At 50.5% G+C, this 19,877-nt stretch carries 21 protein-coding genes and 1 pseudogene; 9 read left to right on the top strand and 13 right to left on the bottom strand.

What is annotated here, in order from left to right; translation table 11 throughout:
• Window positions 1-57: 57 nt before the first annotated feature.
• Window positions 58-855 (top strand): DUF3822 family protein, encoded by a 798-nt coding sequence (locus IPM52_06530; protein MBK9291263.1) that lies wholly within the window; start codon window positions 58-60, stop codon window positions 853-855.
• Window positions 843-1,382: an RsmD family RNA methyltransferase gene (locus IPM52_06525; protein MBK9291262.1), complete on the top strand. Its 540-nt coding sequence runs from the start codon at window positions 843-845 to the stop codon at window positions 1,380-1,382. Before IPM52_06530 ends, IPM52_06525 begins: the two co-directional genes overlap by 13 nt.
• Before the next feature lie 26 nt (window positions 1,383-1,408).
• On the opposite strand, the gene IPM52_06520 is transcribed toward IPM52_06525, so the two are convergent.
• Window positions 1,409-1,630: a DUF2795 domain-containing protein gene (locus IPM52_06520; protein MBK9291261.1), complete on the bottom strand. Its 222-nt coding sequence runs from the start codon at window positions 1,628-1,630 to the stop codon at window positions 1,409-1,411.
• Window positions 1,631-1,847: 217 nt separating this feature from the next.
• Between IPM52_06520 and IPM52_06515 the strand changes: the two are divergent.
• Window positions 1,848-3,360 (top strand): annotated as a pseudogene (locus tag IPM52_06515) (IS1634 family transposase).
• A 43-nt stretch (window positions 3,361-3,403) separates the two neighbouring features.
• Here the strand turns inward: IPM52_06515 and IPM52_06510 are convergent.
• The 5 genes from IPM52_06510 to IPM52_06490 form a co-directional block, all read right to left on the bottom strand.
• The gene (locus IPM52_06510) at window positions 3,404-3,625 is read right to left on the bottom strand and encodes a DUF2795 domain-containing protein (GenBank protein ID MBK9291260.1); all 222 of its coding nucleotides are present in this window, start codon (window positions 3,623-3,625) and stop codon (window positions 3,404-3,406) included.
• An 85-nt stretch (window positions 3,626-3,710) separates the two neighbouring features.
• The gene (locus IPM52_06505) at window positions 3,711-4,265 is read right to left on the bottom strand and encodes a cob(I)yrinic acid a,c-diamide adenosyltransferase (GenBank protein MBK9291259.1); all 555 of its coding nucleotides are present in this window, start codon (window positions 4,263-4,265) and stop codon (window positions 3,711-3,713) included.
• Between the two features lie 48 nt (window positions 4,266-4,313).
• Entirely contained in the window at window positions 4,314-5,036 is a 723-nt protein-coding gene (locus IPM52_06500) for an ABC transporter ATP-binding protein (GenBank protein MBK9291258.1), read from the bottom strand.
• Between the two features lie 36 nt (window positions 5,037-5,072).
• Window positions 5,073-5,864 carry a class I SAM-dependent methyltransferase gene (locus IPM52_06495; protein MBK9291257.1) on the bottom strand — a complete coding sequence of 264 codons (792 nt, stop codon included), beginning with the start codon at window positions 5,862-5,864 and terminating at the stop codon, window positions 5,073-5,075.
• A 108-nt stretch (window positions 5,865-5,972) separates the two neighbouring features.
• Entirely contained in the window at window positions 5,973-7,526 is a 1,554-nt protein-coding gene (locus IPM52_06490) for a hypothetical protein (protein MBK9291256.1), read from the bottom strand.
• A 128-nt stretch (window positions 7,527-7,654) separates the two neighbouring features.
• Between IPM52_06490 and gap the strand changes: the two genes are divergently transcribed.
• Both gap and IPM52_06480 read left to right on the top strand, forming a co-directional pair.
• A complete protein-coding gene (gene gap, locus IPM52_06485; GenBank protein ID MBK9291255.1) occupies window positions 7,655-8,659 on the top strand; it encodes a type I glyceraldehyde-3-phosphate dehydrogenase in 1,005 nt (334 codons plus the stop codon).
• 4 nt (window positions 8,660-8,663) lie between these two features.
• Complete coding sequence (locus tag IPM52_06480) at window positions 8,664-9,716, top strand: FAD-binding oxidoreductase (protein MBK9291254.1); 1,053 nt, start codon at window positions 8,664-8,666, stop codon at window positions 9,714-9,716.
• Here the strand turns inward: IPM52_06480 and IPM52_06475 are convergent.
• The 3 genes from IPM52_06475 to lpxK are packed head-to-tail and all read right to left on the bottom strand — an operon-like array spanning window position 9,713 to window position 12,341.
• A complete protein-coding gene (locus IPM52_06475; protein MBK9291253.1) occupies window positions 9,713-10,486 on the bottom strand; it encodes a UDP-2,3-diacylglucosamine diphosphatase in 774 nt (257 codons plus the stop codon). The two genes, IPM52_06480 and IPM52_06475, sit on opposite strands and share 4 nt — an antisense overlap.
• 12 nt (window positions 10,487-10,498) lie before the next feature.
• Complete coding sequence (locus tag IPM52_06470; protein ID MBK9291252.1) at window positions 10,499-11,314, bottom strand: purine-nucleoside phosphorylase; 816 nt, start codon at window positions 11,312-11,314, stop codon at window positions 10,499-10,501.
• The gene (gene lpxK, locus IPM52_06465; GenBank protein MBK9291251.1) at window positions 11,286-12,341 is read right to left on the bottom strand and encodes a tetraacyldisaccharide 4'-kinase; all 1,056 of its coding nucleotides are present in this window, start codon (window positions 12,339-12,341) and stop codon (window positions 11,286-11,288) included. Before lpxK ends, IPM52_06470 begins: the two co-directional genes overlap by 29 nt.
• A 110-nt stretch (window positions 12,342-12,451) precedes the next feature.
• Between lpxK and IPM52_06460 the strand changes: the two genes are divergently transcribed.
• The 4 genes from IPM52_06460 (at window position 12,452) to IPM52_06445 (ending at window position 15,665) form a co-directional block, all read left to right on the top strand.
• Window positions 12,452-13,561, top strand: a complete 1,110-nt coding sequence (locus IPM52_06460) for a Nif3-like dinuclear metal center hexameric protein (GenBank protein MBK9291250.1) — start codon at window positions 12,452-12,454, stop codon at window positions 13,559-13,561.
• Between the two features lie 32 nt (window positions 13,562-13,593).
• Complete coding sequence (locus IPM52_06455) at window positions 13,594-14,364, top strand: hypothetical protein (protein ID MBK9291249.1); 771 nt, start codon at window positions 13,594-13,596, stop codon at window positions 14,362-14,364.
• 63 nt (window positions 14,365-14,427) lie between these two features.
• Window positions 14,428-14,967: a TrmH family RNA methyltransferase gene (locus IPM52_06450; protein MBK9291248.1), complete on the top strand. Its 540-nt coding sequence runs from the start codon at window positions 14,428-14,430 to the stop codon at window positions 14,965-14,967.
• Window positions 14,964-15,665 (top strand): noncanonical pyrimidine nucleotidase, YjjG family, encoded by a 702-nt coding sequence (locus tag IPM52_06445; GenBank protein ID MBK9291247.1) that lies wholly within the window; start codon window positions 14,964-14,966, stop codon window positions 15,663-15,665. The genes IPM52_06450 and IPM52_06445 overlap by 4 nt, the downstream gene beginning before the upstream one ends.
• A 4-nt stretch (window positions 15,666-15,669) precedes the next feature.
• Here IPM52_06445 and IPM52_06440 read toward each other — a convergent pair whose 3' ends face one another.
• The 4 genes from IPM52_06440 to ftsH are packed head-to-tail and all read right to left on the bottom strand — an operon-like array spanning window position 15,670 to window position 19,874.
• Window positions 15,670-16,329, bottom strand: a complete 660-nt coding sequence (locus tag IPM52_06440) for a phosphatidylserine decarboxylase family protein (GenBank protein MBK9291246.1) — start codon at window positions 16,327-16,329, stop codon at window positions 15,670-15,672.
• Between the two features lie 5 nt (window positions 16,330-16,334).
• Entirely contained in the window at window positions 16,335-17,168 is an 834-nt protein-coding gene (locus tag IPM52_06435) for a phosphatidate cytidylyltransferase (protein MBK9291245.1), read from the bottom strand.
• A gap of 11 nt (window positions 17,169-17,179) precedes the next feature.
• Window positions 17,180-17,836 (bottom strand): LUD domain-containing protein, encoded by a 657-nt coding sequence (locus tag IPM52_06430; GenBank protein ID MBK9291244.1) that lies wholly within the window; start codon window positions 17,834-17,836, stop codon window positions 17,180-17,182.
• The gene (ftsH, locus tag IPM52_06425) at window positions 17,793-19,874 is read right to left on the bottom strand and encodes an ATP-dependent zinc metalloprotease FtsH (GenBank protein ID MBK9291243.1); all 2,082 of its coding nucleotides are present in this window, start codon (window positions 19,872-19,874) and stop codon (window positions 17,793-17,795) included. Before ftsH ends, IPM52_06430 begins: the two co-directional genes overlap by 44 nt.
• Between the last annotated feature and the right edge of the window lie 3 nt (window positions 19,875-19,877).

Raw genomic sequence — 19,877 nt, 5'->3', positions numbered from 1 at the left:
CTACGCTCAGCAGGTTCGACAAGGCCTTCCCGTGAAGACCACTCACGACAGTATCACCTGACCATCCGCATAGGAGCGGATGGTCTTTCTTTTGTGCTGTTCAGCAACGAAAAACAGCGCTACATTGCCCTCGAAAGCTGGAGCTTTCTGAAAGCCGATACCGATGTGCGCATTGCCTCGGGCATCGACGAAGCAATCATGCAAAAACCATGGCTGGCCTATCCATTTCAGTCGGTCCTGGTGCTTATCGACCACACCCACAACACCCTGGTGCCTGCGCCTTTGTTCGACGACAGGGAAAAGGCGGCTTATCTTGCCTTTATGCAACCATATCGCGACAACTCGCGGGTGGTGGCCGACGAATTGAAATCGGCAGGAGCATGGAATGTGTATTACCTTGCGCATGTGCTGGTCCACAAAATAAAGGAAGTCTGGGCCAATGCCAGAATCGTTCACCTGAGTTCCGCACTCATCGAATCGCTTCTTGTTGCCAACAGAAACCAGACTCCCGAACCTGAAGCTTTTGGCCATGTGCGTTCTAATGGTTTTGACCTTGTCACGACTACAGGTGATAAATTGCTGTTTTACAATTATTTCAAAGCCAGAAATCCTGAAGACTTCCTCTATTTCCTGCTCTTCTCGTTCGACCAGCAGGGCCTGAATCCCGAAACCACCCAGCTCCGGCTGATGGGCAATATCACGCCCGATCACCCGGTTTATGAAGCAGTCTGGAAGTATGTGCGCAATGTGCAGTTTGCTGCCCCCAATCCGGCTTTCGAATACAGCTATGTGCTCGAAGATATTCAGCTTCACCAGTTTTACCTGCTCTTCTCTGCCTTGCAATGCGCATTATAAGGGGTAAATTTCAACGACGCATCATCAGGGTACCCGCAGGCTTGCCCGTGCGCCCGACCACCGACCTTGCCAAAGAAAGCTTGTTCAACATCCTGGACAATCTGATTGGATTGGAAGGCCTGCGCGCCCTCGACCTTTTCTCCGGCACCGGGAGCATCGCCTACGAACTCGTTTCGAGGGGATGCGCAAGCGTGACTGCGGTGGACGAAAACCCGCGTTGTGTGCGTTTCATAACCGACACCGCCAGGCAATTTAATATGCAGGAGCTCAGTGCGATACGAGCCGATGTATTTCGATGGCTTACTCAGCCTCTCAGGCCTTTCCACCTGATTTTTGCCGATCCGCCTTACGACATGGACCCCGAACGGTTCCTGTTGCTGCCACAGATCATCCTCAGTGCCAACCTGCTGGCCAATGGCGGCTTGCTGGTGATTGAGCATCCCTCCTCGGTGGCCTTCAATGATGTACCCGGATTTTTTGACCATCGCCACTACAGCAAGGTCAACTTCAGCTTCTTCAGGAAATAAAAAACCGGCGAGGCGCCGGTTCGATTTTAGTATTCGTCTTCGTGGAAGAAAAAGTCCTCTTTGGTGGGATAATCCGGCCAGATGTCTTCTATGCCTTCATATACTTCACCCTCATCTTCAATTTCTTCAAGATTCTCGATGACTTCCTTGGGCACGCCGGTTCGGATGGCCCACTCCAGCAGCTCCTCCTTGGTTGCAGGCCAGGGAGCATCTTCAAGTTTTGAAGCTAATTCCAGTGTCCAGTACATCGCTTAGGGGTTTAGTGAAAATTTTTGCAAAAGTATATTATTTTCAGCGCTTGTCAAGTGGATTGAATTTATTTAAGAAAACAGTCTAATCTCCTGACTTCCGCAGACTTTTTTGAATTTTTGAATTTTGCATTGTAAGTTGTTGTATGTCTGTGTTTTAAAAATTGGGTGTTTGGAATTTTGGGTGTTAATTTGGTTTTTGTTATGATATTTGCGGGTGTTTGTCAGGAAGCTAAAGCATAAAAGCGGCAGGATCTATGTACAAGTAGTTGAGAAGCTCAACCGCAAGTATAAAGTTAGGAAGAGTTTTGGGGCTGCCACTGATGAGGATGCTTTAGAGGCTCTGGTAAGACGGGCTCAACAATGGATTAAAGAGTATCAGTCGTTAGCGGAGTTTGACTTTGACCAGGAGAGAGCCGTTTATGCGGGTCTGCTCGACGCTATCACATCCCACAAGCTTGTTGGTATCGATCTGATTCTGGGAAAGATATTTGATGAGATTGGTTTTAATCAGGTCATTGATCCGTTGTTTAAATACTTGGTTTTGTACAGGTTGGTTTATCCCAGGAGTAAATTAAAGACAACAGAATACCTTTACCGGTATGCCCAGAAATCCATTTCGGAGGACAATATTTATCGATACATGGACAAGCTTTATAACACTCAGAAGGAGCTTGTTCAGCAAATCAGCTATAAGCACACGATGCGTATACTTGCCCAAAGGGTTCAAGTGGTGTTTTATGATGTAACGACGATTTATTTTGAGACCGACGGTGAAGATGATTTTCGGCGCACGGGATTTTCGAAAGAAGGAAGGCATCAAAATCCACAAATTGTTTTAGGGCTGCTTGTCAGTCAAGGAGGCTATCCTTTGGCTTACGATGTTTTTGATGGAAAAAATTCGAAGGGCATACCATGTTACCCGTTATCAATGGGTTCAAGCAAAAGTATAACATCGAAAAACTGACTGTTGTAGCTGATTCAGGTTTGCTGTCGCAATCTAACATTGAAGAGCTTACAGTCAACGGACATGATTTTATTTTAGGAGCAAGGATCAAAATGAAGCTCAGTGGATAAAAGAAAAGATCTGCAGCCATACTTTTAATGATGGTGACACAATAGTCATTGAGAAAGAAGGGTTCAGGCTTTTAGTCAACTACTCCCATCAAAGAGCAGAAAAAGATAAATACAACCGGGAAAAGGGGCTTAAACGATTAGAAAAAGCAATCAAGACAGGCAGGCTTACAAAAGCAGCTATCAACAATCGAGGCTACAACAAATTCCTGGAAATAGATGGGCAAGTTCAAGTTCGCATTGATCAGCAAAAGATACAGCAAGACCAAAGATGGGATGGCTTAAAGGGATACTTGACCAATTCTACCCTGCCCAAAGAGGAAATACTTGAAAACTACAACCAACTGTGGCTAATTGAGCGTGCTTTCAGAATTGCTAAAACAGATCTGAAAATCAGACCAATCTTCCACTATAAGCAAAGAAGGATTGAAGCACACATCTGCCTGAATTTTGTGGCATATAAAGTTTTCAAAGAGCTTGAAAGACAGTTAAAAGAGAAATGTTCAGATCTCTCAGCAGAAAAAGTAATTGAAATCGCACAAAGCATTTACGAAATCGAAATTACCACCCCAAAACAAAAAGAAAAAATCAAGAAAATCCTACTGCTGACCGAAGAGCAAATGAAACTGGCCCAAATCTTTGATATAGGGTGTTAATTTGCGGAAGTCAGGAAAAAACCGGCGAGGCGCCGGTTCGATTTTAGTATTCGTCTTCGTGGAAGAAAAAGTCCTCTTTGGTGGGATAATCCGGCCAGATGTCTTCTATGCCTTCATATACTTCACCCTCATCTTCAATTTCTTCAAGATTCTCGATGACTTCCTTGGGCACGCCGGTTCGGATGGCCCACTCCAGCAGCTCCTCCTTGGTTGCAGGCCAGGGAGCATCTTCAAGTTTTGAAGCTAATTCCAGTGTCCAGTACATCGCTTAGGGGTTTAGTGAAAATTTTTGCAAAAGTATATTATTTTCAGCGCTTGTCAAGTGGATTGAATTTATTTAAGAAAACAGTCTAATCTCTTGTTTTCCAGATTATTTCATCCACCCCGTAATATTGGCTGTAGTGTCGTCCGAGCATAAAGAAGTAGTCCGACAACCTGTTGAGATACTTCAGGTCGAGATCATCTACTTCGTTATACGCGGCCAGTCGCGTGCAAATACGTTCGGCCCTGCGGCACACCGTGCGGGCAACATGGCAATACGAAACAACCTTGTGCCCACCTGGCAGGATGAAATTGCTAAGCTCAGGCAGGCGCTCGTTCATGCGGTCCATCTCCTGCTCGAGTACCTGCACATCCGCATCGGTGAGCGAAGGCATCATCCTGGTCTTCACACCTGCCGGATCTTCAGCCAGATGTGCTTCAATCCGGAAAAGTTTTTCCTGTATGTTGAGCAACACATCCCTGTTAGGGTCGCCGGACTCGAGGTAATCGCGCAATAGTCCGATAAAGGCATTGAGCTCGTCAACTGTTCCGTAAGCCTCGATGCGTTCATGGTATTTTGGTACGCGTGTGCCGCCTATAAGTGAGGTTTGGCCTTTGTCGCCAGTCTTGGTGTAAATTTTCATGTGCTAAGTGATTGCTGAATAAACAACCATTGGCAAAAAAAGTTCCGTTCAGGCGGTAACGGTTCTGCTTACCCTGATGATGTCGGGGTTAATTTCATCCGATTCGATGTTGCCATCGCGCAGGCGCACAATACGGTGGGCATGTTTGGCGATGTCTTCTTCGTGGGTGACCAGGATGATGGTGTTGCCTTTGCGGTGGATTTCTTCAAGTAAGGCCATGATTTCGATCGAGGTTTTGCTGTCCAGGTTACCGGTCGGTTCGTCGGCCAGCAGGATGGAGGGTTGGTTGACCAATGCCCGTGCAATAGCCACGCGTTGCCTTTGTCCTCCGGATAATTCGTTTGGCTTGTGGTGGGTGCGGTCGCTCAGCTGCACGTCGGCAAGCACTTTTTCGGCCCGTGCAATGCGCTCGGCTTTGCTCACACCCGCATAAACCAGCGGAAGCATGACGTTTTCCAGGGCAGTTGACCTTGGCAACAGGTTGAAAGTCTGAAAGATAAATCCAATTTCCTTGTTCCTTATCTCCGCCAGCTCGTTATCGTCGAGGCCGCTTACATCTTTGCCATTCAGCCAGTAACAGCCCGAGGTTGGGGTGTCGAGGCAACCAATAAGGTTCATGAGGGTGGACTTGCCCGAACCTGACGGCCCCATTAGCGCTACATATTCATTGCGTTTGATGTCGAGGTCGATCGAACGCAGTGCTTTCACAACTTCCGACCCAACTTTGTAGTGACGCGAAATTCCTCTGAGCCTGATTACTTCGTCTGGCATAATTGTATCCGGATTAAGGCAGGGGCAAAGATACTTTTATGACAGCACAAAATGCTGTTTTTCGATCCCCTGCCTGAAAAAAACAATCCCCAGCTTTTTTAGTTCGATGCTCACCGAAACCTCAGGCGCTGCAGCAATTTCCTTCCAGGCTTCATACATCTCGGCCGACCAGCGGATATCGTCGAACACGAACACACTTCCGGGGTGCGCCTTGGTCAGGCAGTGGTGGAAATAGTTGATAGTCGCTTGTTTGCGGTGGTTGCCGTCGAAAAACACCATATCCAGCCGGGGCAATTTTTGCAGAACGATAGGCAATAAGCTATTGAAATTGCCGATCTCAAGCTCTATGTTGCTGATCCCCAGTTTCTCGAAAACCGCCTGCGCCACTGAAGCCACCGAGGCGCAACCTTCCATCGTGGTGAGGTGAGCCTGAGAGTGCGACGTGGCCAGGGCCACGCTGCTCAGGCCGGTAGAGGTGCCAAACTCAAGGATGTGTTTTGCCTCCATGTACCTGGCCAGCCTGTTCAGGATTTCCATCTCCTTATGGCCACTTATCCTTTTTTTTGCAAGTTTGTTTACCCTGATCCGGTAGGTTTTGAAGTCGCTGTTTCCTGCATTTGCCCCAAAATCCACTGTCTCAATCACATTGCGGTTGCTGAGCATCAAGCGTCTGGCTTTTTTAATCAGGTCGAACGAAGGGTGTGCCTCGCGACTTCTGAGCACTTCGGTAGCCAGCTTATAAACAAAGGGAGAATGCAGGCTGTGCAGCCCCTTTTTTCGGGTGTGATATTCGAGCAGGTTCACAAAACGGAACAGGTGATCAGGCATTTCGGGGAGTTTGTGTCGGTAATTAAGTAGTAGAATGCAACAACAAGTGAGATTTAAATGCTTTTGATGTATCAGAACATCCAATGGTTGCATTTTAAACTGGAGCATTTATTCCAGCACAAGTTTCTGAAGATAGAATACGGTGCGTGGGTTGTTGGAGCGCAGCCTGTTGTTGCTGATGCGTTGATACCCTGTTGCCAGATAATAGTTTGCATACCAGTGGTTTAGCTTGCTGAAACGTTCTTCCAGCACGCGATCGGCGGCATAGATGGGTTCGATGCGCGATTGTTCGGTCTGCCCGAGCTGTTGTCCGTTGTTGTCGATGATTTTACTGGTCAGCACAGCTTGCTGAATGCTTGCCATCACCAGGGTCTGGTCGTCAACTGTTACGCTGACCATGCTGCGTACAGCGGGCACAACCACCTGACGGAGCTCGAGGTTGTGGCTCCAGGTCAGATGTCCTTCGGGGGTAAAGGCCGCGGCCAGCCCGGCAAAAACCTGATAACCTTCGAACACACTGTAGGTGTAGGGAACGAGCCGGCCGTAAAAGTCGTAATCCATTCTCGTCTCGAGCCGGTATTGCGGCCGGAATGCTTCAGCCGAATAGACATATTTGTCGCCCACTTTAAGCAACTGGCCGGCAAAAAACTGCAAGGCGATGCGAAGGTCAGGTTCTGCCATGCGGTAGCGGTAATTGCGGCTTCGGATGTTGCGCAGCACCATATCAGGTGGCAGGTTGCGGATGAGGTTGGTAAAGTTTTCGAAGCGCCAGAACGAGGCATTGTAAGGTGCTTCGGGCTGAAACCTGAGAAAATAAAAGCCTTTGGCATCGCCTGCTTCACCCATCGAGGTGAGCTCGCGCGCGCTGATTCGGCGGCGGTCGGTGTCGAAGGTGCCGCTCACCACCAGTGCATTTTCCTCCGGAAGCATGCTCACTGTTAATAGGAAATGGTCTTCGTCGGAAAACCTCCATCGGTTAAGCTCGTTGCCCTGACGGTCGATCTCCACAAACAGGTCTTCGACGAGCCTGTTGCGTTCGAACCGGCGAATGGCCATCACATAAGTGCCTGACCAGGGTTTGGCTTTAATTTCCTGCACCCATGCCTGGCTTCCGCCGGCCAAGGGTAAACTCTGCATGCTTCCGTCCGACATGCTGAAGCGGAGCAAATCGGCATTGTAGCCGGGCAGGTTGAGTCCAAGCAACACATCCTGTCCCAGTGCAGCCATGCTGCTGAGCTCGGCCCGGTCGGGCAGCTGACCGGTGAATCGTACAATAACGCCCGTGCCAAGGTCAACGCGCAACAGTTCATAAGTGTTCTGATTTTGCCGCTTCCCCTCGCTGCGACCAAAAAACATGACCACCTGATTCTGATCCGATTGCGTGGCCAGATGTACGAGTCCGTCGGTCAACAACACATACTGCAACCATTTTTCCTTCAAACTGGTATCCACCAGGCTGAAATACCACTTGCGCCTGCTTTCCTCTGTTTCGGTGCTTTCGTAGAAAACAAGCACGCCTTTTTCGCCAAGGGGCTCAACATAGTATGAAGGCTGGTCGATGCGTGCGGGAAGTTCGAGGCGCGCCGGCTCAACCACCTGTGCATCAACGCGGAGTGAGGTAATCAGAAGAAATGAAACTACATAAAGTATAGCCCGGGGCATCAAGCTTCAGTTTGCAGAAAGCAAAAATAATCATATTGGGCTTGGAAAGACCCGGCCGGAGCGCTGCCTGGCAAAAAGACCAGCATAAAAATTCGGTAAACTTGCATCAAAATTTCCCTCGGATTGTCATGATAAAAGTCGCCATCAACGGATTTGGCCGGATCGGTCGCATTGCTTTCAGGTGTATGATGCAACATTCTGAAATTGAGATTGTTGCAATAAATGACCTGGCGGATGTACACACCTTGACGCATCTGCTGCGATACGATTCGGTGCACGGCCGTTTTCCTTTTCCACTCGAAAACGACAACGAAGCCATGTGTTGCAGCGGCCGGAGAGTTTTGGTACTCACCCAGCCCGACCCGCTCAAACTCCCCTGGAAAGAGCTTGGGATTGATATCGTGATCGAATCAACCGGCATGTTCACAGCGCATGATCAGGCCGCGCAACACCTCAAAGCCGGAGCCCGGAAAGTGATCATCAGTGCGCCTGCATCCGACGAGGATCAACGCGTGCCTTTTTACGTGATTGGTGTCAACCATCACACCCTCGACAAATCAGCAAGGATAATCTCGAACGCCAGCTGCACCACCAACAATGTGGCGCCTCTCATCATGATCCTCGACCGCATCTGGGGCATACGCGAAGGTTTTATCACCACCGTGCATTCCTATACCAGAGACCAGCTGCTGGTGGATGGTCCGCATAAAGACTGGCGAAAGGGCAGGGCTGCTGCAACTTCGATTGTGCCAACCACCACCGGAGCGGCCAAAGCTGCCACCAGAATCTTTCCCCATCTCAGGGGGAAACTTGGAGGCGCTGGCATCCGGGTGCCTGTACCCGACGGCTCGCTCACCGATCTGACTTGCACACTCCGCCAGCCTGCTGATATTGAGGCGATCAACAGGGCATTTCGCGATGCAGCCGAGGGCGAACTCAAAGGAATACTCGAATATACCGATCACCCGATTGTATCGGTCGATGTAATCGGCAACACACACTCCGCTGTTTTCGACGCAAGGCTAACGGTTGTGCTGGGCGAAGACCAACGTCTTGTGAAAGTGGTGGCCTGGTACGACAACGAAATGGGTTATGCCAGCCGCCTTGCAGAACTTGTAAAGCTTTATGCCTGAGACAATGAATGAACTCCCGGTGCTGATCCTGGGCCAGGGAATGGCCGGAAGCTGCCTGGCACTGGAGTTGCTTGGCCGTGGGTTACCGTTTCATGTGGTGGATCATCCCACGCTTAGTATGTCATCAAAGGTGGCTGCAGGAATTCTTAATACATTGATATTCAGATATTACACCCTGAGCTGGCGGGCAGTGGATTACCTCGACTTCAGCAAACATTTCTACCGGCAGTTTCAGCAAAAGCAGCATTGTCGCATCCTGCACGAGGTGCCCCTGCTCCGGATTTTTGGGCAAGACGAGCAGGCCATGTGGGAAAAAAAGGCCTCAACCTCACCCTTTGACCATTTCATGCAAAAAGAGCCTATCGCATCTTTGGCCGGAGCGGAGCTGCCATTTGGAGCTGGGGTGGTGCAGGCCGCTGCATGGCTCGACACGGCAGCGTTTGTGGCAAAAGTGCGTGAGTTGTTGTCGGCCAGAGGACTGATATCTGAGTTCCGCTGGAGTCACAATCAAATTGAGTCCAGGGATGGCGTTTATATGTTTCTTGAAAAAGCCTACAGCAAAGTTGTCTTTTGCGAGGGTTACCGTGCGGTTGACAATCCCTGGTTGACTTTTATCCCCTTCCGGCCGGTGAAAGGCGATGTGCTCCTCGTTCGAATCCCCGGTTTCAGAACAGAATACATACTGAATAAAAATTTCTTTCTGGTGCCATTGGGCGACGAAATGTTCAGGCTGGGTTCCACCTATGTGTGGGAGTTTACTGACGAGGTGCCCCGTCCGGAAATGGCAGAGAAGTTGTTGCAACAACTCAGGACAGTGATCAGTCAACCGGTCGAAGTAGTGCAGCATACTGCTGGTGTGCGACCGGCCATGGCCGACAGAAGACCCGTTGTAGGCGCTTTGCCGGCAGTAGGTAATATGTTTGTTTTCAATGGTTTAGGTTCCCGTGGGGGGTTGCTTGCCCCGCCTCTGGCCCGTTATCTTGCTGAGCTTATGGAAGGTAAATCCGGCATAGATGCAGAAGTTGACCCTGCACGTTTCCCTTTTAGGCCGGTCTAAACCATGTCGTTATAATAAAGGAGTTCCAGCTTATTGCCGTCAAATTCTGCGTATGTGTAGTGGTTCACCCAGTCGCCAAGGATGACCATGCGTGATTTTTCGTTCAATGGATGAATCAGCGGATTGTGGCGGTGTCCGAAGATGAAATAGTCAATTTCGGGCTGCGATTGCAGTTTGCGCAGGCAATAGGCGTACAGCATTTCGTTTTCGACCACCAGTGGCCCGGTTTCTTTTTGTTCGCGGGCAATGTTTGCTATCCTGCTTCTGCGCGAGAAATACAGGCCCATGGTGGTGCCGATGTCGGGGTGCAACCAGCGGAACAGCCACTGGTTGACCCTGTTTTCGAAGATTTTTTTCATCAGCTTGTAGCCTGTATCGCCCGGTCCCAGGCCATCGCCATGTGCCAGGAAAAAGTTTTTTCCGCCGATTTGTACGATCATGGGCTTGCGGTGAAGCACCACCCCGGCTTCCTTCGACAGGTAATCGAATGCCCAAATGTCGTGGTTGCCACGGAAAACGTGCACCGGAATTCCCTGGTCGGTGAGGGAGGCTATCGTCCCCAGCAGACGTACAAATCCTTTAGGAACCACGGTTTTGTATTCGAACCAGAAATCGAACACATCACCCATCAGATAATAGGCTGCGGCATTGTCGCGGGTTTGTTCGAACCAGCGCACCAGCAAGCGTTCGCGCTTCAGGCTCGAGGCATGGTCGGGCACCCCGAAATGAAAATCAGAGACAAAATATGTTTTCTGTCGAACTTGATGCATCAGACGAATGCGTCAGGCGGTGTACTCTTTCAGGAGCTCGTGAATGATGGTTTTGAGTTTTGGCTGTGCGCCTTTGGCAGCTTCGATTACTTCTTCGTGGGAGATTTCGACTATCTTGCCTTTCACCCCTAAGTCCGAAATCACGGATACTGCAAACACCGGCAGGCTCATCTGCCTGGCCACAATCACTTCGGGCACCGTTGACATACCCACGGCATCGCCTCCGATCACCCGGATGAAATTGTATTCGGCAGGGGTTTCATAGGTTGGACCTGTTACTGCCACGTAAACCCCCTCGTGCACCCTGATGCCTGCCCTGCGTGCCACTTTGTGGGCCAGTTGCAACACCTTGTGGTCGTAGCTTTCGCTCATGTCCGGAAAACGAGGTCCCAGCCTGTCGTCGTTCGGCCCGAGTAAGGGATTGGGCATCAGGTTGATATGGTCGCGGATAAACATCAGGTCGCCAATGGCAAAATCCGGACTCAGCCCGCCGCTGGCATTCGATACAATAAGCAGCCGAACGCCCAGCATTTTCATCACCCGCACAGGAAAGGTAACTTCCTGCATGCTGTAGCCTTCATAAAAATGAAAACGCCCCTGCATGGCTACGATATCCCTGCCGGCCAGCCTGCCAAAAATCAATCTGCCCTGGTGGCCCTGCACAGTTGAGACAGGGAAGTTGGGAATCTGCTCGTAACCAAAGCTGTGCACAATGTCAATGTCGTCAACAAGACCTCCCAGACCTGTGCCGAGGATGATTCCGATTTCAGGGGTGATACTGGTATTTGCTTTTAAAAATTCAACTGTTTGCTGAAGCTTTTCGAACATAATCAATGATGGTTTGGTCAAAATTTCCGTACACCGAATCATGGAAGGCTACCTGCACCGGCTGCACGAGTATGGGTAGCGATTCAAGTCGGCTAAAGTACGGAGAATCTGCCAAACGGGCGGCATCCTTTTCCGTAGTAAGGATGATTTTGTTGCTTCCGATGATATGCTGAAAAGCCTGGCGAATTTCAAATAAGTCCTTTTCTGAAAAAGCGTGGTGATCAGGATAGGCTCTGTGAAACAGGTCGTTACATTTTCTCCTGGCGTGCTCAATCAAAGGGTAAGGGTTCACAATTCCGGTGACCAGCAGGATGCTGGAGAAATCTTTGAAAGGCTGGGGTTTGTCGGGCTTGCCAATAGGGTAAGGGTCGCCAAACTCCAGATACGACAAAAAGACTTTTTGGTGTGGCTTTAGTTTGAGCGAGCGCATGATTTCCTCCCATATGTAGGGCGACATCACGGCGGGCGTTTTGGTTACCACGATGATGTCAGCCCTTTTCGCGGCCAGCACGGTGTCGCGCAAGGTTCCGGCAGGAAACAAGAAATCGTCAGCATATAGCTTATGATAGTCCGTGAGCAGGATATTGAGCCCGGGCCTGATAGCTCTGTGCTGAAAAACATCGTCCAGCACAACCACCTCTGGCGGGTTGATGGAATCGAGCAAAAGTTTCATACCCTCCACGCGTTTTTCGGCAACAGCCACCTGAATATGCGGGAATTTCAGCTTGTATTGTCTTGCCTCGTCGCCAGCTTCATATGCACTTGAGCTGCTGTCGAGCAGAAAAGCCCCTTTTCGCTTTCTTTTATAACCCCGGCTCAGAATGGCAGTTGTGTAAGCGGTGCCAAGCAGCCTGACCAGGTGTTCGACCATAGGGGTCTTTCCCGTTCCGCCAAAACTCAGATTGCCCACACCAATCAGCGGGATCGTGTAGGTCTTGCTTTTCAGCAATCCCAGGTCGTACAACCAGTGTCGTATAATCAAAATTAACTGATAAACAGCCGCCAGCGGTAATAATAACTTTCGCATCGTTTATATATGACCGCTAAATTAAAAAGCCATGTGCAGTAATTGCACACTCATACGTTAATTTTGCATAATAGTTTCATTCACTTTTCTTTACAAAATAAATTTTGCGCATGAGCAAATTAAGGGTTAAAGACTTTATTGACCTTTTTGAAACCACTGCTCCGCTCTCGTTTCAGGAAAGCTACGACAATGCCGGGCTTTTGGTGGGCTCACCAGATCAGGAAGTGGACAGGGTGATGCTTTGTCTGGATCTGAGCGAAGCCATTGTAGCCGAAGCAGCACAAAAAGGATGCAACCTCATCATTTCGCATCACCCTGTCATTTTCAAAGGTCTGAAAAGTATTGGTGCGCGCACCGAAGTGGAACGTATTGTGGTTTCCGCAATTCGCAACGGCCTCAGCATCATGGCCATGCACACCAATCTGGATAATGTGTACCGAGGTGTAAACCATATGCTGGCGCAACGCCTTGGTTTGCAGGATCTGCGCATCCTACGTCCGGCTGAGGGGGCATTGTGCAAGCTGGTGACATTTTGTCCGGTCGATTACGCAGCCAAGGTTCGTCAGGCCATGTTCGATGCCGGGGCCGGACATATCGGCAACTACGACAGCTGCAGTTTCAATGCCGAGGGTGCAGGTACGTTCAGGGCTGGCGAAGGCACCAATCCCTTTGTCGGACAGCATGGTCAGGTGCACTCCGAGCCGGAGCTGCGCATCGAGACTATTCTGCCGGTGCACCTTATGGGCAGGGTGGTTGCCGCCATGAAAGCCGCACACCCTTACGAAGAGGTGGCCTACGATGTTTATCCACTGAAGAACACCTTCGAAAAAGTGGGTTCGGGCATGGTTGGCATACTGCCAGAGCCAATGTCCGAGTTAGGTTTTCTGCAGCATGTGCAGCAGGTGTTGGGAACGCCTGCCCTGAGGCATACCGCCCTGAAAGGTGCAAGCATACAAAAAGTTGCCATTTGCGGAGGATCGGGAGCCTTTCTGTTGCCCGATGCGCGCAGGGCCGGAGCCGACGCTTTTATTACAGCAGATGTCAAATACCACGATTTCTTCGATGCCGGATTGCTGCTCGTTGATGCCGGGCATTACGAAACCGAACAGTTTACTACTCAGCTCATGGCCAACATCATCAACGAAAAATTTCCTACCTTTGCAGTCCTGTTTCCGGAGCAGGACTACAGGGCAGTACATTACTTCGTAAAACCACAATAGCACATATGTCGAAAGATACCAACGCCAAAAACATGGCCTCCCCATCAAGTGTTGACGAACAGCTCGAGTACAGCATCGAACGCAAGTTGCTGGCGCTTTATTCATTGCAGCTGATCGACTCGCAGATCGACAAAATCAGAAGTATTCGCGGTGAGCTTCCGCTCGAAGTGCAGGACCTCGAAGATGAAATTGCCGGACTCGAAACGCGCATCGAAAAGTTCGAGAACGAAACCAATGCCCTCAACCAGAGCATTGTAGAAAAGAAAAACGCCATCAAGGAAAGCCAGGCGCTCATCAAACGCTACGAAGAGCAGCAGATGAATGTGCGCAACAACCGCGAATACGACTCACTTTCGAAGGAAATTGAATACCAGACGCTCGAAATCCAGCTGGCCGAAAAACGTATCCGCGAATACACCGCTCGCATCGAGGAGCTGAACAGGGAGATTGAAGCTGCCCGCCAGAAGCTGGCCGAAAAGAACTCGGACCTCGAAGTCAAAAAAGGAGAGCTTCAATCCATTATCGAAGAAACTGAAAAAGAAGAGCTCGAACTGGCTTCCAAAACCAAGCTTTACGAAGAGCAGATCGAAGAGCGCCTGCTGATCGCCTACAAGCGTATCCGGAATAACGCACGAAACGGCCTGGCTGTAGTGCAGATTGAGCGCGATGCCTGCGGTGGCTGCTTCAATAAGATTCCGCCTCAGCACCAGCTGGATATCCGCATGCATAAGAAAGTTATCGTGTGCGAATACTGCGGACGTATCCTTGTGGATCATACAGTGGCATCCAGGGCTGCCATCTGACCTGGATAGAATATCTATGACTGCCCGCATGTCCGGGCAGTTTTTTTTTAAACCTGTTTGCGCTTGCTAAATCAATACATCAAGTCGAACGATCTGTTTACGGGCCATTCCTGGGAGCGTTTCTTCCAATTGCATGGACGCCCGGTGCTGGTGGCCGACCACCTGCGTAACCCCGAAAATATGGGTGCCCTCATCCGGCTGGCCGACAATGCCGGAGCTTCGGAAGTTGTTTTCTTAGGCGACAGCACACAGGTCAACCTCTCCAGGGTGAAACGGGTAGCGGCGAGTAGCTGCAACAACCTGCCATGGAAATTCATGGAAACTGAAACCTGGCTGAACAGCCTGCCATCCCGGGCCTGTGTGGTGGCCATCGAAACAACAAGCTGTTCTGTAAGCCTGTTCGACTTAGAACTGCCTGATCATCCGGTTTTTGTGGTGGGCAACGAGGTGCATGGCATCAGCGCGCCTGTGCTGCAAAGAGCCAGCCTCAGTGTGCATATCCCTGTTCCGGGGCCTACCCGCTCGCTCAATGTAAGCCATGCCGCTGCACTTGTATTGTTCGGCTGGATACAACAGAAGCTCCAAAACATGCGCCAATCATGATTGCCAAGGGCCTTGAACATATATTTTTCGACCTCGACAACACCATCTGGGATTTTGAGGCCAGCTCCAACGAGGCTTTCCGGCTGATGTTTGATCATTTTCGTCTGGCAGCCATACATGGCCTGAACCTTACCGATTTCAGCCGGATTTATCATCAGCACAACGATGCCCTTTGGGCGCTATATCGCGAAGGAAAAATACAAAAGGAAGACTTGCGCAGCAAACGCTTCCGACTGACGCTGGAGAGCTTTGGGATATTCATGCCAGGGCTTGATGAGCAGATGTCCGATTTTTATCTGTGGCATGCGCCCCGCATCGTACGGCTTGAGCCATATGCCATCGAAGTGTTGGAGTACCTCTGTCCGAAATACAGACTTCACCTGATTACCAATGGGTTTGCCGAAGTGCAGTACACCAAGGTCAAGGAAGCCGGCCTGGAAAAATATTTTGAACACATCATCACCTCCGAAGAGGCCGGCGTCAAGAAGCCTGAACCCGGGATATTCGCCCTGGCATTGCAGCGGGCCGGGGCAGAGGCCAGCAACAGCCTGATGGTAGGCGACGATCCGGAAGTGGATGTGGAAGGTGCCATGGCGTTTGGGCTCAATGCGGTGTATTACAATGCCCGGGGTCGAAGCACCTCCATCAGGCCGGGATATGAAATCAGAAGCCTGAAGGAATTGATGAGCCTGCTGTGAAAAACTAACTGAACCAGGCGATGATGGTGCGGTTGGCGCGCACTTTGTCGCCAATCTTTACATTCACTTTTGCATCGGCTGGCACCAGAAAATCTACCCTGGAACCAAACCTGATCAAACCGAATTCGCCACCAAGTGTAGCTTTATCGCCGGGTTCGACAAAACAAATAATCCTTCGCGCCAGCATGCCCGCAATCTGCCTGACAAGCACCTCACGACCTTTGGTATCGCGCACCACGATGGTGTTCCGCTCGTTCAGGGTGGACGATTTGGGATGGTTGGCAATCAGAAACTTACCGGGATGGTATTTGACGTACGACACCGTTCCATCGCATGGAAACCAGTTGACATGCACATTGAAAGGCGACATAAACACCGAAACCTGTATGCGTTTGTCGTTGAAATATTCAGTTTCCTGAACCTCTTCAACGGCCACTACCGTTCCGTCGGCTGAAGCCACAATGGCATCATCAGCTTCAATGATCTGCCGGTGCGGAACCCTGAAAAAACTCACAGCCCAGACCAAAGTGGCCAGCGAAATGAACAGGATAATGTAATGGAAGATCCCCGTTTCAGGAAGGGTCATCCACATCAAAGCATTGACTGCAAAAAGGAATAAGGCAGTGGTGAAAATGATTTTAAATCCTTCGCGGTGAATGTGCATGTGAATCAGGTAGTTAAGAAAAGATAGACAAACGCTGCGGGCACAGCGAAAAAGCTGGCGTCGAAACGATCGAGTATGCCGCCGTGGCCTGGGATGAGCCTGCCGGAATCTTTGATGCCCGACTGCCGTTTCAACATGGATTCGGTGAGGTCGCCCAGGCTACCGCTGACCACAATGATCAGTGCCAGTGGGATAGCGTCGGCTTGTGCAATCCAGCCGATGTAACGACCAATTGCCCATGCTGCCGCGAGGCTAGCCAGCAGTCCGCCTATTGTGCCCTCCCAGGTTTTCTTTGGCGAGATACGGCTGAACAGCTTGTGCTTACCGAAAGAAATGCCGGTCAGATAAGCAAAAATATCGTTGATCCAGATCAGCAGGATAATGCTGAGCAAGGTATAAGCGCCTGAAGAGGCGGCAGGGATATGGCCTTGCTGAAGAAAGACCATGAGGCTGGCCGGCAGCGCAATAAAAATAAGTATCTGCCAATGAACGATTAATATAGCAGTTGTGTTCTGCCGCTTGCTGAAAAGCGCGTGAATGTAAGGAAACAACAACGAAAGCAGCGACAGGATGAGCCATTTGGTGTGTATCAGCCCGGCTGATACTACAACTGCCAGAAAGTAGGCGGCCAGGGCATTGAGATAAAAGGCTGTGCGGTGGTTCGGGTTGAACCTGACACTGTTGTGCAGTCTGACCATTTCGCGGCTGCCTTCGAACACCACAAAGAGCATCACCACGGCAAACAACACATTGGAAAACAGCATGCTGCCAACGACGATTACGGCAAACAGCAGGCCATAAATGGTGCGGGTGACCAGGTTGTTGAGCTTGGTATCCAATGCAGTGGAGCTTATTGCAGGTCGTCGATCAGGAACAGGAAAAGTTCTTTCGGGCCATGGGCGCCTTTGACGAGTGTTTTCTCGATGTCGGCTGTGCGGCTGGGTCCGGTGATGGTGGTGAGCATGGGAGGCATGCCATTGGGATATTTGGCTTTCATGTCGCTGAAAGCAGCCTTTAGCGAGGTGCGTACCTGGCTGGCAAAAGCGAGCACGAGGTGTACGTCAGGCATCGAATAAAGCTCACGTCCACCGGCAACCAGGTCGGATATCATGATGCTTCCAGTTTCGGAAATCAACCTTTCGCAAGTTGTGATGCTTACCAGCTCGTCGTCGGAGGCGTGGGCCTGCATGAAAAACGGGATCTCGGCAGCTTCGAGAAAATTGGCCAGGCGCTCGCTTTTGCACCATAGGGCAGTCCAACCACGGCTATGCATGAGCTGCTGAAGCAGATCGGCCATCACCGACTCGTTTTCGCAATAAATAAACTGACCTCCTGCTTCCGAAAACATGTCGGCAAATACGATGTCCGGCGATTCGTCGGGATCGGCAGCTTTGAACACAGGTCCCTGCATTTCCACTCCGGGGTGGGCATTGGTGGCCTTGTCAATCAGAGCGTTACGTATGTTAGCCAGGATTTGTTCCTTGGGTGTGCTGTCTTTCATGTTCATGGGCTGACGGGTTTTGGTTTGGTTCTTCGGCCGCTACCGGTTCGTTGGCTGGCTCAGTTTCTGGTTGAGCAGCCGGCGTGCCTACGTTCTGCTGGGCAGGTTCTGGTTGCCAGGGCCGCTTGCCGAAGATCGCTTCAAGGTCTTCGCTGAAAATAACTTCTTTCTCAAGCAGTTTTTCTGCCAATCTGATCAGTCCTTCTTTATTTTCTTCGAGCAATTGTACTGCTCTCTGGTAAGCAGATTCAACCAGCGAACTGATTTCCTCATCAATGATTTCGTTGGTTTTTTCGCTGAATGGCTTGCTGAAAGCAAATTCGTTCTGGCCGGTGGAGTCGTAGAAACTGATGTTGCCCAGCCTTTTGCTCAGGCCGTAGTAGGTAACCATGGCATAGGCCTGTTTGGTTACTTTCTCAAGGTCGCTGAGTGCGCCGGTGGACACTCTGCCGAAAATGACCTGTTCTGCAGCCCGGCCCCCAAGCGTAGCTACCATTTCGTCGAACATTTGCTCGTAAGTTACGATGGCTCTTTCTTCGGGCAGATACCAGGCTGCTCCAAGCGAACGGCCACGGGGCACAATGGTTACTTTTACAAGCGGGTGGGCATGCTCGAGCAGCCAACTTACTGTGGCGTGGCCGGCTTCGTGGTATGCAACCACTTTCTTTTCGTTGGGCGAGATGATTTTGTTTTTCTTCTCCAATCCGCCTATGATTCTGTCGATGGCGTCCATGAAGTCCTGCTTGGTAATCATCTCGTGGTTGTGACGTGCAGCAATCAGGGCAGCTTCGTTGCACACATTGGCAATGTCGGCACCCGAAAATCCGGGGGTTTGCTTGGCCAGAAAGTCCCTGTCCACACTGCTGTCGAGTTTCAGATTGCGCATGTGTACGGCAAAAATTTCCTTGCGGCCTTCCAGGTCGGGCAATTCCACATAGATCTGCCTGTCGAACCTGCCGGCACGCATCAGGGCGCGGTCGAGGATGTCGGCACGGTTGGTAGCAGCCAGCACAATCACACCTGAGTTGGTGGAAAAGCCGTCCATTTCGGTAAGCAGCTGGTTCAATGTGTTTTCGCGTTCATCGTTGGCGCCGGTGGCCGGGTTTTTGCCACGCGCCCTGCCAATTGCATCAATCTCGTCGATGAAGATGATGCAGGGCGATTTTTCTTTGGCTTGCTTGAACAGGTCGCGCACGCGCGAGGCGCCCACCCCCACAAACATCTCAACAAAGTCGGAACCCGATATGGAAAAGAAGGGCACGTGGGCTTCGCCGGCTACCGACTTGGCCAACAGCGTTTTACCAGTACCGGGAGGGCCAACAAGCAAGACGCCTTTCGGGATTTTACCTCCAAGTTTGGTGTATTTTTCCGGGTTGCGCAGGAAATCAACAATCTCCATGATCTCCACCTTGGCTTCGTCCAGGCCTGCAACATCTTTAAAAGTGACGTTGACCATGGTGTTTTTGTCGAAAAGCTGGGCCTTCGATTTGCCAATGTTAAAGATCTGGCCGCCAGCGCCTCCGGCGCCACGGCTCATCATACGCATAATGAAAAACCAAACGCCAATGAGCAGCAGCAGCGGGAAGATCCATCCCAGGATTTCTGTGGTCCAGTTGCGCCGGGTGATGTTGTTCACATAGATCGGGTTTTCCTGACCTTCCTGCGCTTGCGCTACATCCCGTTCAAACGCGCCTACTTCTCCGATCTGATAGGTAAAATGCGGTTTGTTGGGAGCAAGCGGGCGTTCCTGGTTTTTGCCTTGCTCGTCTTTTGGCAGATAAAGGTCTATTTTGTCGGGTTTAACATAGATCTCGGCAATTTCGCGGTTTACGAGGTCGATGCGTTGCACATCACCATTTTGCAGCATGCGGAGCAATTCGCCTTTGTTGATCTGCTGTGGTCCTGGCTCCCAGTTGTAGAACTGTATCAAAAGAAAAACCACAGCAAGTATGCCGTAAATCCAGTAAAAATTAAACCTGGGTTTGTCGCCGTTTTCCCGCGACAGAGGTTTTTTCGGTGTCTTATTTGAGTTGTCCTGGCTCATCTT

The organism is Bacteroidota bacterium (assembly GCA_016715945.1).
Lineage (GTDB): Bacteria > Bacteroidota > Bacteroidia > Bacteroidales > F082 > JALNZU01.
Note: the sequence above shows the minus strand (reverse complement) of the source record. Positions and strands in the feature narration are given on the sequence as shown.